Annotated in this window: 15 protein-coding genes; 7 read left to right on the plus strand and 8 right to left on the minus strand. The window is 69.7% G+C overall.

Annotated elements, in window-relative coordinates; all coding sequences use genetic code 11:
* Nucleotides 1-226: 226 nt before the first annotated feature.
* The gene (locus tag ACWEF6_RS41175; protein ID WP_176172951.1) at nucleotides 227-421 is read right to left on the minus strand and encodes a PspC domain-containing protein; all 195 of its coding nucleotides are present in this window, start codon (nucleotides 419-421) and stop codon (nucleotides 227-229) included.
* Nucleotides 422-672: 251 nt separating this feature from the next.
* Here ACWEF6_RS41175 and ACWEF6_RS41180 point away from each other — a divergent pair, with 251 nt between their 5' ends.
* Nucleotides 673-1,566, plus strand: a complete 894-nt coding sequence (locus ACWEF6_RS41180; RefSeq protein WP_449687921.1) for a hypothetical protein — start codon at nucleotides 673-675, stop codon at nucleotides 1,564-1,566.
* A 52-nt stretch (nucleotides 1,567-1,618) separates the two neighbouring features.
* Here ACWEF6_RS41180 and ACWEF6_RS41185 read toward each other — a convergent pair whose 3' ends face one another.
* From ACWEF6_RS41185 to ACWEF6_RS41210, 6 genes are all read right to left on the minus strand, one after another.
* Complete coding sequence (locus tag ACWEF6_RS41185) at nucleotides 1,619-2,794, minus strand: ABC transporter ATP-binding protein (RefSeq protein ID WP_449687922.1); 1,176 nt, start codon at nucleotides 2,792-2,794, stop codon at nucleotides 1,619-1,621.
* Between the two features lie 4 nt (nucleotides 2,795-2,798).
* The gene (locus ACWEF6_RS41190; RefSeq protein ID WP_310970805.1) at nucleotides 2,799-3,638 is read right to left on the minus strand and encodes a carbohydrate ABC transporter permease; all 840 of its coding nucleotides are present in this window, start codon (nucleotides 3,636-3,638) and stop codon (nucleotides 2,799-2,801) included.
* A complete protein-coding gene (locus tag ACWEF6_RS41195) occupies nucleotides 3,638-4,609 on the minus strand; it encodes a carbohydrate ABC transporter permease (protein ID WP_449687923.1) in 972 nt (323 codons plus the stop codon). The genes ACWEF6_RS41190 and ACWEF6_RS41195 overlap by 1 nt, the downstream gene beginning before the upstream one ends.
* Nucleotides 4,606-5,928: an ABC transporter substrate-binding protein gene (locus tag ACWEF6_RS41200; protein WP_449687924.1), complete on the minus strand. Its 1,323-nt coding sequence runs from the start codon at nucleotides 5,926-5,928 to the stop codon at nucleotides 4,606-4,608. The genes ACWEF6_RS41195 and ACWEF6_RS41200 overlap by 4 nt, the downstream gene beginning before the upstream one ends.
* 242 nt (nucleotides 5,929-6,170) lie before the next feature.
* Nucleotides 6,171-6,695, minus strand: coding sequence for a general stress protein (locus ACWEF6_RS41205; RefSeq protein ID WP_167455155.1), 525 nt, complete (start codon nucleotides 6,693-6,695; stop codon nucleotides 6,171-6,173).
* A gap of 112 nt (nucleotides 6,696-6,807) precedes the next feature.
* Nucleotides 6,808-8,004 (minus strand): acyl-CoA dehydrogenase family protein, encoded by a 1,197-nt coding sequence (locus ACWEF6_RS41210; RefSeq protein WP_449687925.1) that lies wholly within the window; start codon nucleotides 8,002-8,004, stop codon nucleotides 6,808-6,810.
* Between the two features lie 141 nt (nucleotides 8,005-8,145).
* Here ACWEF6_RS41210 and ACWEF6_RS41215 point away from each other — a divergent pair, with 141 nt between their 5' ends.
* Entirely contained in the window at nucleotides 8,146-8,556 is a 411-nt protein-coding gene (locus ACWEF6_RS41215; RefSeq protein WP_449687926.1) for a DUF4190 domain-containing protein, read from the plus strand.
* Nucleotides 8,557-8,653: 97 nt separating this feature from the next.
* A complete protein-coding gene (locus tag ACWEF6_RS41220) occupies nucleotides 8,654-9,391 on the plus strand; it encodes a DUF4190 domain-containing protein (RefSeq protein WP_449687927.1) in 738 nt (245 codons plus the stop codon).
* Here ACWEF6_RS41220 and ACWEF6_RS41225 read toward each other — a convergent pair.
* Nucleotides 9,388-10,272, minus strand: a complete 885-nt coding sequence (locus ACWEF6_RS41225) for a slipin family protein (protein ID WP_449687928.1) — start codon at nucleotides 10,270-10,272, stop codon at nucleotides 9,388-9,390. The two genes, ACWEF6_RS41220 and ACWEF6_RS41225, sit on opposite strands and share 4 nt — an antisense overlap.
* 95 nt (nucleotides 10,273-10,367) lie before the next feature.
* Here ACWEF6_RS41225 and ACWEF6_RS41230 point away from each other — a divergent pair, with 95 nt between their 5' ends.
* From ACWEF6_RS41230 to ACWEF6_RS41245, 4 genes are read left to right on the plus strand one after another with little or no spacing between them, the layout of a single operon-like run.
* On the plus strand, nucleotides 10,368-11,276 hold the full coding sequence (locus tag ACWEF6_RS41230) for an aminoglycoside phosphotransferase family protein (protein ID WP_449687929.1): 909 nt from the start codon (nucleotides 10,368-10,370) through the stop codon (nucleotides 11,274-11,276).
* Nucleotides 11,277-11,286: 10 nt separating this feature from the next.
* Nucleotides 11,287-12,564, plus strand: coding sequence for a magnesium transporter MgtE N-terminal domain-containing protein (locus tag ACWEF6_RS41235; protein WP_449687930.1), 1,278 nt, complete (start codon nucleotides 11,287-11,289; stop codon nucleotides 12,562-12,564).
* A complete protein-coding gene (locus ACWEF6_RS41240) occupies nucleotides 12,557-13,057 on the plus strand; it encodes a DUF1003 domain-containing protein (protein WP_378195216.1) in 501 nt (166 codons plus the stop codon). The genes ACWEF6_RS41235 and ACWEF6_RS41240 overlap by 8 nt, the downstream gene beginning before the upstream one ends.
* A 10-nt stretch (nucleotides 13,058-13,067) precedes the next feature.
* Nucleotides 13,068-14,213: an Mrp/NBP35 family ATP-binding protein gene (locus tag ACWEF6_RS41245; protein ID WP_449687931.1), complete on the plus strand. Its 1,146-nt coding sequence runs from the start codon at nucleotides 13,068-13,070 to the stop codon at nucleotides 14,211-14,213.
* Nucleotides 14,214-14,288: the final 75 nt, after the last annotated feature.

The following is a 14,288-nucleotide window of genomic DNA, read 5'->3' on the forward strand; positions in this document are numbered from 1 at the left end:
TGATATTCCCAACACCCCCCCCGCCCACACCCCCCTGCCGACCTGATACGCAGCCGCCCTCCGCGGCCGGCAGGTCGTGTCAAGGCACGCTTTCCCGCCTTGACACGACCTGCCGGCCGTTGAACAATCCGGCGTTCGGGCCGGCGGGGAGCACCCAGCCGAACCATCCACCGCACGGCAAAGCGCCGGTGACCACCACGGGATCACCGGCGCGTCCGACAGGGCATCACTCGGATGGAATGACCGCCCACAGGATCAGGTAAGCCACGAACTGCGGCCCCGGCAGCAGACAAGACAACACCGCCAGCAGCCGCACGGTCCCGGGCTTCATGCCGTACCGCTGGGCCAGCCCGGCACACACGCCGCCGATCATGCGGCCGTGGCGCGGGCGGGACAGCCGTCGTGTGACCGGTGCGCTCATCGTCTTTCCCTTTCCTCGAAGTTCCGATACCTCCACTTCACCACCGGAGTACCCGCTTCCGCATCGCTCGCGGGATGGATCGCTCCCTTAGGGGACGGCAAATCCGAAAATCGTTCAGATGACCGGGGAACCCCGGCGCGTGCACGGAAAACCGCCTGAACTGCCCGTTCGCACCGGACCACCGCAAAAAGAGTGAGAGATGTCCCCGTCAGGGCTGGCTTTTCCGCGCGATGCGGTGATACTTGCACCCCGTGTACCCGCGTCCGAAAAGCTTGGCCGTCGCGATGTTCTGCGCCCTCCTCACCGCGGGCTGCGCCAGCACCCAGGCCGCGCCCGAGCCGGATTCCGGGCCCACCCCGCTGACCGCCTCCGCCGCGCTCGGTGACTTCGGCAGCATCGACTTCTGCAGCCTGCTGACCGTGCCCGAGGTGACCGAAGCCGTCCCGACGTTCGACAGCTGCCGCGCCCAGGCCGGGCCGCGCACGATCCTCGTCGGGCCGCTCGCCTTCGACTCCGACCCGAACATCAAGCCCTACGAGGGCTACCCCGGCTCGGTGCCCGACGGCGTCGCGGTCCAGCAGTCGATGTTCAACGACCGCCGCGCCTGCACCCGCGCGATCACCTTCGCCGACGGCAACCGGATCGACCTGTCGGTCACCGACGGCACCGGCGACCAGGAGGCCCGCTGCGGCGTGGCGGACGCGGCCGTCGGCTCGGTGCTGACGGCGATCACCCGGCACAAGGTGGGGCGGCTGACGTTCCCGGAACGCTCGTGGGGCCGGGTGGCGCCGTGCGTCCCGCTCGACAGCCCCGACCTCGACGCGGCCGCCGGCCCGAACAGCCGGCCGACGATCGGCCTGTCCGGGCACAGCTGCATCCGCGGCAAGGTGAGCTTCGAGCTGACGGTGGAGACGGTCGAGCCGGCCGGCCCGACCGAAAAGCTCGGCGGCCGCGACGCGCGCGTCCGGCTGGCCGGCGCGTTCTGCCTGGTCGACACGACCCAGCCGGCTCCCGGCCTGCCGGGGCGGCGCGAACTGGCGGAGATCAGCGTGGTCGAGACGGCGGGCACCGCGGGCGACGCCACCTGCGCGCTGGCCCGCGGTGCGGCCGGCTCGATCTTCCCCCGCCTCCCCGACCGCTCGTGAGTGGTAAGGCGGGTTCTAACCCGCCTTACCACTCACGACCGCCGCGGCAGACCTAGTCCTCGTAGGTGAGGTTCTTGCCGTTCGACGGGTCGAACAGCTTGATCTTGTCCGCGTCGTACCAGACTTCGAGGTCCGCGTTCTCCGTCGCCGACGACTCCGCCGACAGCCGGGCCACGATCTGGGACTCCGCGCCCGGGACGTCGGACGAACCGCTGTCCGCGGCCAGCTCCGCCAGTTCCTCGGACGTCGCCGTCTCGCCCTCGACCGTGAAGTGGGCGAACTTCTCCGAACCCATCGACTCGAGCACGTCGATGTGCGCGGTGAACGTCCCCCCGCTGCCCTTGTCGGCGACCAGCGCCGCGTCCTCGAAGTGCTCCGGCCGGATGCCGACGATGACCTCGCGGGGCGCGTTCGCCCGCTCCACCAGCTGCCGGACGCGGTCGGTCAGCGGCGTCGTGCCCAGGGCACTGCGCAGCTCGTTGTTCTCCAGCGTCGCCGGGACGAAGTTCATCGACGGCGAGCCGATGAAACCGGCCACGAACAGGTTCGCCGGGTTGTCGTAGAGGAACTGCGGCGAGCCGATCTGCTGCACGTACCCGGCCCGCAGCACCACGACCCGGTCGCCCAGGGTCATCGCCTCGGTCTGGTCGTGCGTGACGTACAGCGTCGTCGTGCCGAGCTGCTTCTGGATCTTCGACACCGACGTGCGCATCTGGCCGCGGAGCTTGGCGTCCAGGTTGGACAGCGGCTCGTCCATCAGGAACGCCTTCGGGCTCCGGACGATCGCCCGGCCCATCGCGACGCGCTGCCGCTGGCCACCGGAGAGGTTGGCCGGCTTGCGGTCCAGGTGCCCGGTCAGGTCGAGGATCTTCGCCGCCTCTTCGACCTTCGCCCGCACCGTCTTGTCGTCCACCTTCGCCAGCCGCAGCGGGAAGGCCATGTTCTCGCGGACGCTCATGTGCGGGTAGAGCGCGTAGGACTGGAACACCATCGCGATGTCCCGGTCCTTCGGGGCCTTCTCGTTGACGCGCTGGCCGTCGATCCGCAGCTCGCCGGAGGAGATGTCCTCCAGGCCGGCCACCATGTTCAACGTCGTCGACTTGCCGCAGCCGGACGGGCCGACCAGGATGATGAACTCGCCGTCGGCGATGGTCATGTCCACTTCGGACACGGCGAGGGCGCCGTCGGGGTACTTCTTCGACACCTTGTCGAGCACGATCTCTGCCATAGCGCTACCCCTTCACCGCACCGGAGGTCAGCCCCGCCACGATGCGACGCTGGAAGAACAACACGAACACAATGATCGGGATGGTGATCACGACCGCGGCCGCGCACACCTGCCCGGTCGGGTCCTCGAACTGCGAGGACCCGGTGAAGAACGACAGCGCCGCCGGCACCGTGCGCGACGCCGTGGTCGACGTCAGCGAGATGGCGAACAGGAAGTCGTTCCAGCAGAAGATGAACACCAGGATCGCCGTGGTGAACACGCCCGGCGCGGCCAGCGGCGCGATCACCCGGCGGAACGCCTGGGCCGGTGTGGCGCCGTCCATCTTCGCCGCCTTTTCCAGCTCCCACGGGATTTCCCGGAAGAACGCCGACAGCGTGTAGATCGACAGCGGCAGCGCGAACGTGATGTAGGGCAGGATCAGCCCCGGCCACGTGTCGAACAGCCCGATGTTCCGCTCGATGTTGAACAGCGGCGTCACCAGCGACACCTGCGGGAACATCGCGATCAGCAGCGACAGCCCGACGAGGACCTGCTTGCCGGGGAAGTCGAGCCGGGCCACCGCGTACGCGGCCATCGTGCCCAGCACCACCGCGATCACGGTCGAGATGATCGCGATGCCGATCGAGTTCACCAGCGCCAGCAGGAACTCCGACGTCTGGAAGATGTCCGCGTAGTTCTGCCAGGTCCACGACTGCGGGATGAACGCCCCGTCGGTGATCGTGTCCTTGGTCTTGAACGACAGCGAAACCACCCAGAGCACCGGCACCAGCGCGAACACCAGCACGAGGATGTCGACCAGGCCCCACCTGACCTTGCGGCCCGTCGTGACGGTTCCGATCGCCATCAGCGCTTACCCCCGTTGTCCGAACCCGGTGCGGCCGTGCCGAACACCTTGATGAAGATGAAGGCGATGATCGCCACCGTGAGGAAGATCAGCACCGCCATCGTCGACCCGATGCCCAGGTTGAGGCCCTTCACCAGGTTGTCGTAGGTCTGCATGGACACCGACCCGGTGTCCTGCGCGCCGTTGGTGAGCACGTAGATGTTGTCGAAGATGCGGAACGCGTCGAGCGTGCGGAACAGCAGCGCCACCAGGATCGCCGGCTTCATCACCGGCAGCATCACCTTCGTGAACCGCTGCCACGCGGTCGCGCCGTCCATCGCCGCGGCCTTGAGCAGGTCGTCCGGCACCAGCGCCAGGCCCGCCATCAGCAGCAGCGCCATGAACGGCGTGGTCTTCCACACCTCGGCGCCGATGATGATGAACAGCGACGGCCACTGCTCGGTGAGCGGGGCCGCGTCGGTGGCGAGGAAGTTCGCCAGGTAGCCGGTCTTCGGCGTCCACGCGTAGTACCACGAGAACGCCGCGACGACCGTGACGATGCCGTACGGGATCAGCGCGACGGTGCGGACCAGGCCGCGGCCGACGAGCGTCCGGTGCATGATCAGCGCCAGCGCCATGCCGAGCACGAACTCGATGGCCACCGACACGACGGTCAGGAACATCGTCGTCCCGAACGCCGTCCACCAGTACGAACTGGACAGCACGGCACCGTAGTTCTCGAAGCCGATGAACTCCTGCTGCGCCGGGAAGCGCAGGTCGTACCGCTGCAGCGACAGCCAGAACGAGTACAGGATCGGGTAGCCGGTGACCGCGATCATCACGATGAACGCGGGCGCGCACAGCCACAGCCCGAGCCGCCGCTCGGCCTTCTTCCCTTCGGACAGGGCGGGTTTGCCCTTCTTGTGCGACGTCGTCTCGCCGGCGACAGTCGCCCCGGCGGTCTCGGCCGGGGTCGAGTCCTGGACGGTCACGGGATCACTCCCTTCGACTGGAGCGCGTCACCGAGCTGCTCGCGCAGCTTGGCCGCGGTGGCCTGCGGGTCGATGTCCGACGGCGGCGAAAGGATCTTCGAGATGACCGTCGAGGCGTTCTGGTACGCCGGGGTCAGCGGGCGCACCGCGGCGGTCTTCAGCGCGGCGAGGATGGCGTCGCGCATCGGGTACTGGATCGCCATGTTCGGGTTGTCGGCCGAAGCAGGCTTGCCCGGGTCGAGCGGAACGTCGTTGTGGTACACCGATTCGATGCTCGGCGGCACGCCGTCGTTGATCGCCGAAATCTTCTGGCTTTCCGGGCTGCGCAGGCACAGCGCCGCCTCGAAGGCCTCCGGCTTGTGCTGCGAGTACGTGCTCACCGCCAGGTCGAACCCGCCGATGGTGGTCCGGGCGGGCATGCCGGCCTGGGCCTCGGGGTAGACCGCCCACTTGAAGTGCGGGAGGTCGGCCTTCTTGTCCTTGGCGTAGGCGGCGTAGACGTAGGGCCAGTTGAGCTGGAACGCGGCCTGCCCGCGCTGGAACGCCTGCCGGATGTCGTCTTCCTTCTGGTTGCTCAGCGACGGATCGGTGAGCCCGGAGGTCGAGACCTTCTTGAGCAGCTCCAGGGCCTTCACCGCGCCTTCGTCCATCACGACGGACTTGCCGTCGTCGGACAGGATGTGCCCGCCCATCGACGCGACCAGCGTGTTGTAGAAGACGACCAGGCCTTCGTACTGCGCGCCGGTGAAGACGATCTGGTAGGGCTTGCCCTGGCCCTTGAGCTGCTGGGCCTCCTGCATCATCTCGTCCCAGGTGGCCGGCGGTTTCGGCGTCAGCCGGTCGTCGTACCAGAGCAGCTGGACGTTGGTGTTCTTCGTGGCCGCGTACAGCTTCCCGTTGTGGGTCGCCGTGTCGAGCGGCCCCTGCAGGACGCCCTGCGACGCCTCCGCCTTGTTCTGGCCGGTCCACTCCTCGGCCCAGCCGGCCTCGGCGAACTCCGAGACCCACGTGACGTCGAGGCCCAGGATGTCCATGGCGGTGTCACCCGCCGCCAGCCGGCGCGCCATCTGCAGCCGCTGGTCGTCCGCCCCGCGGGGCAGCTTGTTGTAGACGATTTCGTACTTGCCGGCCGCCTTCTGGTTGCAGCCGTCGACCACTTTCTGGAAGTTGTCCTCGGGCGACATGTAGATGTTGATCTTCAGCCCGGAACTCGTCCCGCACCCGGCGAGCATGCCGGTCACCAATGCCCCTGCCCCCAGCAGGACGGCGGTGCGGCCGGGCGACCGTCCTCGTTTGCCCGCGCCGATCCTCTTCCCCATAAGGCCTCCTCACCCGCGTGCACGCCGGTTACCGCGGTACCCGGTGGCACCGCGACGCGATGAGGCGAAACCGCGCCAGCACCCCGACGTGCTAGTGCTCGGGCCGCCGCGCTGCGGGGCGAGGCCGCCCGACTGGTGTCGGCCAACTTATGCCGGGCGATCACACCCCGCAAGCAGTATCGGTAACGATCCAGCGGATCGCGCGCCGAAACGTGATTCTTCGCAGGTGGAACTGGGGTTTTTCAGGGGTTCGCGGAGGGCGGTTTAAGGGCCAGCTTGGCGAGCAGTTCCCGCCCCTGTTCGGCCGAGCGCGGCTGGCACAGGACGTCGTAGCGGCCGGCGACGAGCTGGCTCGCCGAGGAGAAGTCCCGGCGGCCCCGCGACATGCTGTACCCGATCGCGGCGAACATCAGCCCGGACAGCACGCCGAGCACCAGCCCGGTGAGCACCTGCAGCGCGAAGCCCTGGTTGACGAACAACCCGAGCAGCAGCCCGGCGAACAGGCCGAACCAGGCCCCGGACACCGCGCCGGTGCCGAGCACCCGGCCCCAGCTGAGCTTGCCGATCACGCGCTCGACGAGCATCAGGTCGACCCCGACGATCGTGACGTCGCCGACGGCGAACTCGCTGTCGGCGAGGAAGTCGACCGCCTTCTGCGCTTCGCCGTAGGTCGCGTACGACCCGATCGGCCAGCCGGTCGGCGGGGTCGGCAGCCGCGGCAGGCCACCGGGCGCCCGCCCCCCGCCAAAGGGACTACTCACCATCATCACCTGCGCACTCGTTGTCCGGGCGTCCATCTTGTCAAGAACGCCCGGACCGTGCGAGCCGCTTACCCCGAAAGGCCGGGCGGTCAATTGTCGACAGAGCGACAAACGTCCGTCAGGACCGCGATTTGTACTCCCGCAGGAGGCCGCGGCTGATGATCGTCTTCTGGATCTCGCTGGTGCCCTCGCCGATGAGCAGGAACGGCGCCTCGCGCATCAGCCGCTCGATCTCGTACTCCTTGGAGTACCCGTAACCGCCGTGGATGCGGAACGCGTCCTGCGTGACCTCCGCGCAGTATTCGGAGGCGATCAGCTTTGCCATCCCGGCCTCGACGTCGTTGCGCTCGCCGGAGTCCTTGAGGCGGGCCGCGTTCACCATCATCAGGTGCGCCGCCTCGACCTTGGTCGCCATCTCGGCCAGCTTGAACGCCACGGCCTGGTGCTCGGCGATCGCCTTGCCGAACGTCTTGCGCTGCTGGGCGTACTCCACCGCGAGCTCGAACGCCCGGATCGCGATGCCGCACGCGCGCGCCGCGACGTTCACGCGGCCGACCTCGACACCGTCCATCATGTACGCGAAGCCCTTGCCCGGCGCCTCGCCGAGGACCATGTCGGCGCCGATCTCGTAGCCGTCGAAGACCGCCTCGGTCGTGTCGACGCCCTTGTAGCCCATCTTGTCGATCTTGCCGGGGATGGTCAGCCCGGGCGCCACCTCGCCGAAGCCCTCGGGCTTCTCGACCAGGAACGTCGTCAGGTTCTGGTGGGGCTTCTCCGCGCCTTCGTCGGTCTTCACCAGCAGCGCGATGAGATTGGACGACCCGCCGTTCGTCAGCCACATCTTCGAGCCGTCGATGACGTAGCCGTCGTCGGTCTTCTTCGCCTTGGTCTTGATCGCGGCGACGTCCGACCCGAGGTCGGGCTCCGACATGGAGAAGGAGCCGCGGACCTCGCCGGTGGCCATCCGCGGCAGGAAGTGCCGCTTCTGCGCCTCGGTGCCGTGGCGGGAGATCATGTGCGCCACGATGAAGTGGGTGTTGATCACGCCGGACACGCTCATCCAGCCGCGCGCGATCTCCTCGACGACCAGCGCGTAGGTCAGCAGCGACTCGCCGAGCCCGCCGTACTCCTCCGGGATGGTGATCCCGAACAGGCCCATCTCCTTCATGCCCGCGACGATGTCGGCGGGGTAGGTGTCGGCGTGCTCGAGCTCCTGGGCGTGCGGGATGACCTCCTTGTCCACGAACTGGCGGACGGTGGCGAGGATCTCCGACTGCACGTCGGTCAGGCCGGCGGTCTGGGCGAGACGGGCCATCACGGCTCCCTTTCCGGAGTACGACGCCGCTCCCGGCGCTGGGTTACCGGTGAGTATGACTCCAAAGCCGCAACGCTGCTATGAGGGCGCTCACGCTCAGCGGGTCCGGCACCGTAAAGTGCGGCGGGGAGGGGAGAGATCATGACTTACCCGCAGGATCCGAACAACCCGTACGGCCAGCAGCCACCCTCGGGCGGCTACCAGCAGCCCGGCTACGGCCAGCCCGGTTACGGCCAGCAGTACCCGAGCGGCGGCTACCCGCAGTACCCGCCGGGCCCGGGCTACCCCGGGATGCCGGGGCAGCCGCGGGAGGGCTCGGGGCTGGCGGTGGGCGCGCTGATCTGCTCGATCCTCGGCATCTTCCTGTGCTTCCTGATCACCATCGCGGGCATCGTCATGGGCCACATCGCCCACGGCAAGGCCAAGCGCGGCGAAGCGGACGGCCAGGGCGTGGCGATGGCGGCGATCATCGTGGGGTACGTGGGGATCGCGCTCAACATCGCGCTCGTGGCCCTCGGGTTCGCCCTCGGCTTCCTCGACTCCTGGAGCTGACCGGGCCGCCGGGGCGCCCCCCGTTTTCGACTCTACCGGCGACCACCGACAATTCCGCCGCGCCGCCGGCCTCCCACCCGCACCGAGGGGACCCGTCATGACCGACCCGACCGGGGACAAGGACCGCCCGGCCGCCGACCCGACCGCGGCGTCCTACGACCCGCCGGCCCCGGCGGACCCGGCGCCGTACCAGCCGGAGAACTACGACCCGCCGTCGCCCGACGCCACGATCGCCGCGGCGACGCCGGACGACACCACGCCCGAGGCCCCGGCCGCACCCGAGGCGGCCACGACCGCGGCCGACGTCCCGGCCGCCGACGCCCCGGCAACCGACGCTCCCGCGGCCGCCGCCGACACCACCGTCGCCGCGGAGCAGCCGACCTGGGACACGACCGTCGCCGCGCAGCAGCCCGGCCAGTTGCCGCCCGGGGCGTACGAGACGCCGGCGGCCTACATCCCCGGCACGCCGTTCGCGCCCCCGGGGCAGCCGGCCTACCAGCAGCCGTACCCGCCGGGCTACGGGCAGCCGTACGCGTCGCCGGCACCGTACGGCCAGCCCGCGCCGTACGGGCAGCCGTACGCAGCGCCGCGCACGCAGGACAACGCGCTGGCCATCGGCGCGCTCGTGTGCTCGATCCTCGGCTTCTGCTCCGGTGTCACCGCGATCGCCGGGCTGATCATGGGCCACATCGCGCTGAGCAAGACCAACCGCGGCGAGGCCGGCGGCCGCGGGCTGGCCACGGCCGCCGTCATCGTCGGCTACGTCGTGATCGCGCTGTGGGTCGGCTTCTTCACCACCCTGATCATCCTGGGCACGAACGGCTACCTGAACTAGTCCGCCGGCAGCACCGCGTCGCCGGGGCTGCGCGGCGACGGTGTCGCGTGGCCGTTCACCTCCGGCTTCGCTTCGGTGAGCTCGGGCTCGGGCTCGGGCTCGGCCTTCGGAGCCGGGGCCGGGGCCGCCTTCGGTGTCTGCGCGTCGAGGAACCTCAGCAGCTCCACCGGGAACGGCAGCACCAGCGTCGAGTTCTTCTCCGACGACACCTGCACCACGGTCTCCAGCAGCCGCAGCTGCAGCGCCGAGGGGGTGTCGGCCATCGTCGCCGCGGCCTGCGCGAGCTTGTGCGACGCCTGCAGCTCACCGTCGGCGGAGATGACGCGCGCGCGCCGTTCCCGCTCCGCCTCGGCCTGCCGCGACATCGAGCGCTTCATCGCCTCCGGCAGCGCGACGTCCTTGATCTCGACGCGGTCGATGTGGATGCCCCAGTCCAGCGCCGGGCTGTCGATCATCAGCTCCAGGCCTTCGTTGAGGCGCTCGCGGTTCGACAGCAGGTCGTCGAGCTCGCTCTTGCCGATGATCGAGCGCAGCGACGTCTGCGCGACCTGGCCGACCGCCGACCGGTAGTCCTGCACGTTGACCGCCGCGACGACCGGGTCGATGACCTTGAAGTAGACGACCGCGTCCACCCGGACCGTGACGTTGTCGCGGGTGATGCCGTCCTGGGCCGGGATCGGCATGGTCACGATCTGCATGTTGACCTTCTGGAGCCGGTCCGCGAACGGCACGAGCACCGCCAGCCCGGGTTCGCGGACGCGGGACCGCACCCGCCCGAACCGGTAGATCAGCCCGCGTTCGTACTGCTTCACCACGCGCACGCTCGACGCGAGCCAGACCCCGCCCACGAGGACGACGGCGCTGAGAATCTCCACCACCATGGCAGCTCCCGGGGTTGCGTTTCCCCTTGAAAGCCCAGCGTACGCCCGCCCGGCAGCTGACGAAATGCGCTGGACGCGGCTGCCAGGCTGGAGCCGTGACCGACCTTCGCATCCCCCCGCTGTTCGCCGCCCGCGCACCGAAGGTGCTCGGGCCGGAGGCGGTCCCCTGGCTCGCTGCCCTGCCGGAGCTCGCCGCGGAGTACGCCCGGAAGTGGAGCCTGACGTTCGAGGGCGAGGCGATGCACGGCTACGTCGGCGTGGTGCAGCCCGCGCGCCTGCCCGACGGCACGCCGGTGGTGCTGAAGCTGGGCTGGCGCGACGAGGAGTCCGCCGACGAGCCGCTCGCACTGTCCACATGGGCCGGCCGGGGTGCGGTGCTGCTGCTGGAATCCGCGCCGGACGACGGCGTCCTGCTCCTCGAACGGCTCGACGCCGGGCGCACCCTCGACGACCTCCCGCTGCGCTCGGCGATCCCGCTCATCGGCGGCCTGGCGCAGCGTTTGGCCGTCCCGGCGCCGGCGTCGATGCGGCGGCGGCTGCGGGCCGAGGCGGCGCGGCTGGCCGAGGAACTCCCCCGCCGCTGGGCCGAACTCGGCGAACCGTTCGAGAAGCGGCTGGTCGAAGACGCCGTCGCGATCTGCCGCGAACTCGGGCCGTCGGCGGGTGACTCGCTGGTGAACGAGGACCTGCACTTCGAGAACGTCCTGGCCGGCACCCGCGAGCCGTGGCTCGTCATCGACCCGAAGCCGCTGGCCGGTGACCTCGAGTGGGGGGTCATCCCGCTGTTCTGGAACCGGTTCACCGAGTCCACACTGGACGAACGGTTCGCGCTGATCGTCGCTTCACACGAACTGGACGCCGAAAAGGCGCGGGCCTGGACGCTCGTGCGGGCAGTGCAGAACTGGATCTGGATGGTCGAGGAATACGCGGAGACGGGCGAAGACAGCGACGACCCGGCCTTCGTCACAGTGGCGGAAATCGCTCCATGGGCGGCCAGCCGATAGTGTCAGCGGCATGGCCGGGGTCAACAGGGTTTTCGCAGCTCAGCTGTCCGGGTTGCCGGTATTCGGCCCCGACGGCGAGTCGATCGGCCGGGTCCGCGACCTGGTGGCCGGGCTGCGCCTGGACGCGCAACCGCCGCGGATCCTCGGCCTGGTCGTCGAGCTGAGCACCCGGCGCCGCGTCTTCGTCCCGATGCTGCGGGTCACCTCGATCGAGCCGTCCGCGGTGACGCTCGCCACCGGCTCGGTCAACATGCGCCAGTTCACCCAGCGCCCCAACGAGGTGCTGGTGCTCGGCCAGCTGCTCGACGCGCACGCGACGCTGGCCGGGTCGGACACGCGGATCACCGTCGTCGATGCCGGGATGGAACCGACCCGCACCCGGGACTGGGTGCTCGCCAAGCTGGCCATCCGCGAGCGGCGGGTCGGGCTGGGCCGCCGCCGCGCCGCGATGCAGGTGCTGCCCTGGTCGGAGGTGGCCGGGCTGGGCCTGGCCGACCTGGGCGCCCAGCCCCAGGGCGCGGGCCAGCTGCTCATGCTGTTCGACACGATGCGGCCGGCCGACATCGCCGCCACCGTGCGCGACCTGCCGCTCAAGCGGCGGCACGAAGTCGCCGACGCGATGGACGACGAGCGCCTCGCCGACGTCATCGAGGAGCTGCCGGACGACGACCAGAAGGAGCTGCTGGCCTACCTGGCCGAGGAGCGCGCGGCCGACGTCCTGGAGGCGATGAACCCCGACGACGCGGCCGACCTGCTGGCCGAGCTGGCCCCGGCCGACCAGAGCCGGCTGCTGGAGCTGATGGAGCCGGAGGAGTCGGCGCCGGTCAAGCGGCTGCTGGAGTACTCGTCGGACACCGCGGGCGGCCTGATGACGCCCGAGCCGGTGGTGCTGACCCCGGACACGACGATCGCCGAGGCGCTGGCCCACATCCGCAACGCCGAACTGCCGCCGGCGCTGGCCAGCATGGTGTTCGTCTGCCGCCCGCCGACCGCGACGCCGACCGGGCGCTACGTCGGCGTCGTCCACTTCCAGCGGCTGCTGCGGGAGCCGCCGGCCGAGCTGGTGGCCAGCGCCGTGGACACCGGGCTGCCGCCGCTGAAACCGGGCGCGTCGCTGGCCGAGGTCACCCGCTACTTCGCGGCCTACAACCTGACCTGCGGGCCGGTCGTCGACACCGAGGACCACCTGATCGGCGCGGTGACCGTCGACGACGTCCTCGACCACCTGCTGCCCGAGGACTGGCGGGAGACCGGGCTGCACGACACCTTGGAGGAAGACCGTGCCTGAACTGACTTCGGGACGGCGGCTCGACCAGCCCCGCGGCCAGAACCGGTTCAGGCTGAACATCGACCCGGATTCGTTCGGGCGGTTCACCGAGCGGATCGCCCGGTTCCTGGGCACCGGGAAGTACCTGTTCTGGCAGACGCTGATCGTCGTGGTGTGGATCGTGCTGAACATCACGGCGGTTTCGCTGCAGTGGGACCCGTACCCGTTCATCCTGCTCAATCTGGCCTTTTCCACCCAGGCGGCGTACGCGGCGCCGTTGATCCTGCTGGCGCAGAACCGCCAGGACGACCGCGACCGCGTCTCCCTGGAGGAAGACCGCAACCGCGCGGCCCAGACGAAGGCGGACACGGAATACCTGGCCAGGGAACTGGCGGCGCTGCGGCTGGCGATCGGCGAAGTGGCCACGCGCGACTACCTCCGCACCGAGCTGGACCGGCTCCGCGAGGACCTGTCCATCCAGCCCAGGAAGTCCCGCACTCCTACCGGCTCGTAACATGGACGGGGTGACCAGTACGCAGCAGCTCCCCAGCGTCGACGACGTCCGCAGCGCGCTGAAGAGCGTGCAAGATCCCGAGATCCGGAAACCCATCACGGACCTGGGGATGGTCAAGGACGTGGCGGTGGCGCCGGACGGCGTGGTCACGGTCGGCATCTACCTCACGGTGGCCGGCTGCCCGCTGAAGGCGACGCTGACCAACGACACGCGCGAGGCCGTGTCGAAGCTGCCGGGCGTCGTCGACGTGCGGGTCGAGCTGGACGTGATGAGCGACGAGCAGCGCTCCGAGCTGCGCAAGTCCCTGCGCGGCGACGCGGCCGAGCCGGTGATCCCGTTCGCGCAGCCGGGCTCGATGACCCGGGTGTACTGCGTGGCGTCGGGCAAGGGCGGCGTGGGCAAGTCGTCGGTGACGGTCAACCTGGCGGCGGCGATGGCCGCGCGCGGGCTGTCGGTGGGTGTCGTGGACGCGGACATCTACGGCCACTCGATCCCCCGCATGCTGGGCGCCCGCGAGAAGCCGACCAAGGTCGACACGATGATCATGCCGCCGCAGTCCCATGGCGTGAAGGTGATCTCGATCGGCATGTTCACCCCGGGCAACACCCCGGTGGTCTGGCGCGGCCCGATGCTCCACCGGGCGCTGCAGCAGTTCCTGGCGGACGTGTTCTGGGGCGATCTGGACATCCTGCTGCTGGACCTGCCCCCGGGCACGGGCGACATCGCGATTTCGGTGGCCCAGCTGATCCCCAACGCGGAGATCCTGGTGGTGACGACACCGCAGCAGGCGGCGGCCGAGGTGGCGGAGCGCGCGGGTGCGATCGCGCTGCAAACGCGTCAGCGCGTGGCGGGGGTCATCGAGAACATGTCGTGGCTGGAGCAGCCGGACGGTTCTCGCCTCGAGCTGTTCGGCTCCGGCGGCGGCGAGACGGTGGCTTCCTCGCTGTCCAAGTCGATCGGGTCCGAGGTCCCGCTGCTCGGGCAGGTCCCGATGGACCCGCGGGTGGTCATCCAGGGGGACGCGGGCACGCCGATCGTGCTGTCGGAGCCGGAGGCCCCAGCTTCGGTGGTGTTGAGCGATGTGGCGAAGAAGCTGTCGGTCCGGGCGCGCGGGCTGGCGGGGATGATGCTGAACGTGACCCCGGCGGGCCGCTAGCCCCGAGCGCCCCAATGTGGCGTTGGGTGCGTTGAACGCACCCCAATTGGGGTTTGGTGACTTGTACTATGTTGG

This window comes from Amycolatopsis sp. NPDC004772, from assembly GCF_053601215.1.

Excerpts from the sequence above, each read along its gene's own strand:
- ACWEF6_RS41225 (WP_449687928.1), bottom strand. The coding sequence starts at position 10,272 with ATGGTGGTGGAGATTCTCAGCGCCGTCGTCCTCGTGGGCGGGGTCTGG.
- ACWEF6_RS41205 (WP_167455155.1), bottom strand. The coding sequence starts at position 6,695 with ATGATGGTGAGTAGTCCCTTTGGCGGGGGGCGGGCGCCCGGTGGCCTG.
- ACWEF6_RS41200 (WP_449687924.1), bottom strand. The coding sequence starts at position 5,928 with ATGGGGAAGAGGATCGGCGCGGGCAAACGAGGACGGTCGCCCGGCCGC.
- ACWEF6_RS41235 (WP_449687930.1), top strand. The coding sequence starts at position 11,287 with ATGGCCGGGGTCAACAGGGTTTTCGCAGCTCAGCTGTCCGGGTTGCCG.
- ACWEF6_RS41175 (WP_176172951.1), bottom strand. The coding sequence starts at position 421 with ATGAGCGCACCGGTCACACGACGGCTGTCCCGCCCGCGCCACGGCCGC.
- ACWEF6_RS41215 (WP_449687926.1), top strand. The coding sequence starts at position 8,146 with ATGACTTACCCGCAGGATCCGAACAACCCGTACGGCCAGCAGCCACCC.
- ACWEF6_RS41220 (WP_449687927.1), top strand. The coding sequence starts at position 8,654 with ATGACCGACCCGACCGGGGACAAGGACCGCCCGGCCGCCGACCCGACC.
- ACWEF6_RS41185 (WP_449687922.1), bottom strand. The coding sequence starts at position 2,794 with ATGGCAGAGATCGTGCTCGACAAGGTGTCGAAGAAGTACCCCGACGGC.
- ACWEF6_RS41190 (WP_310970805.1), bottom strand. The coding sequence starts at position 3,638 with ATGGCGATCGGAACCGTCACGACGGGCCGCAAGGTCAGGTGGGGCCTG.
- ACWEF6_RS41210 (WP_449687925.1), bottom strand. The coding sequence starts at position 8,004 with ATGGCCCGTCTCGCCCAGACCGCCGGCCTGACCGACGTGCAGTCGGAG.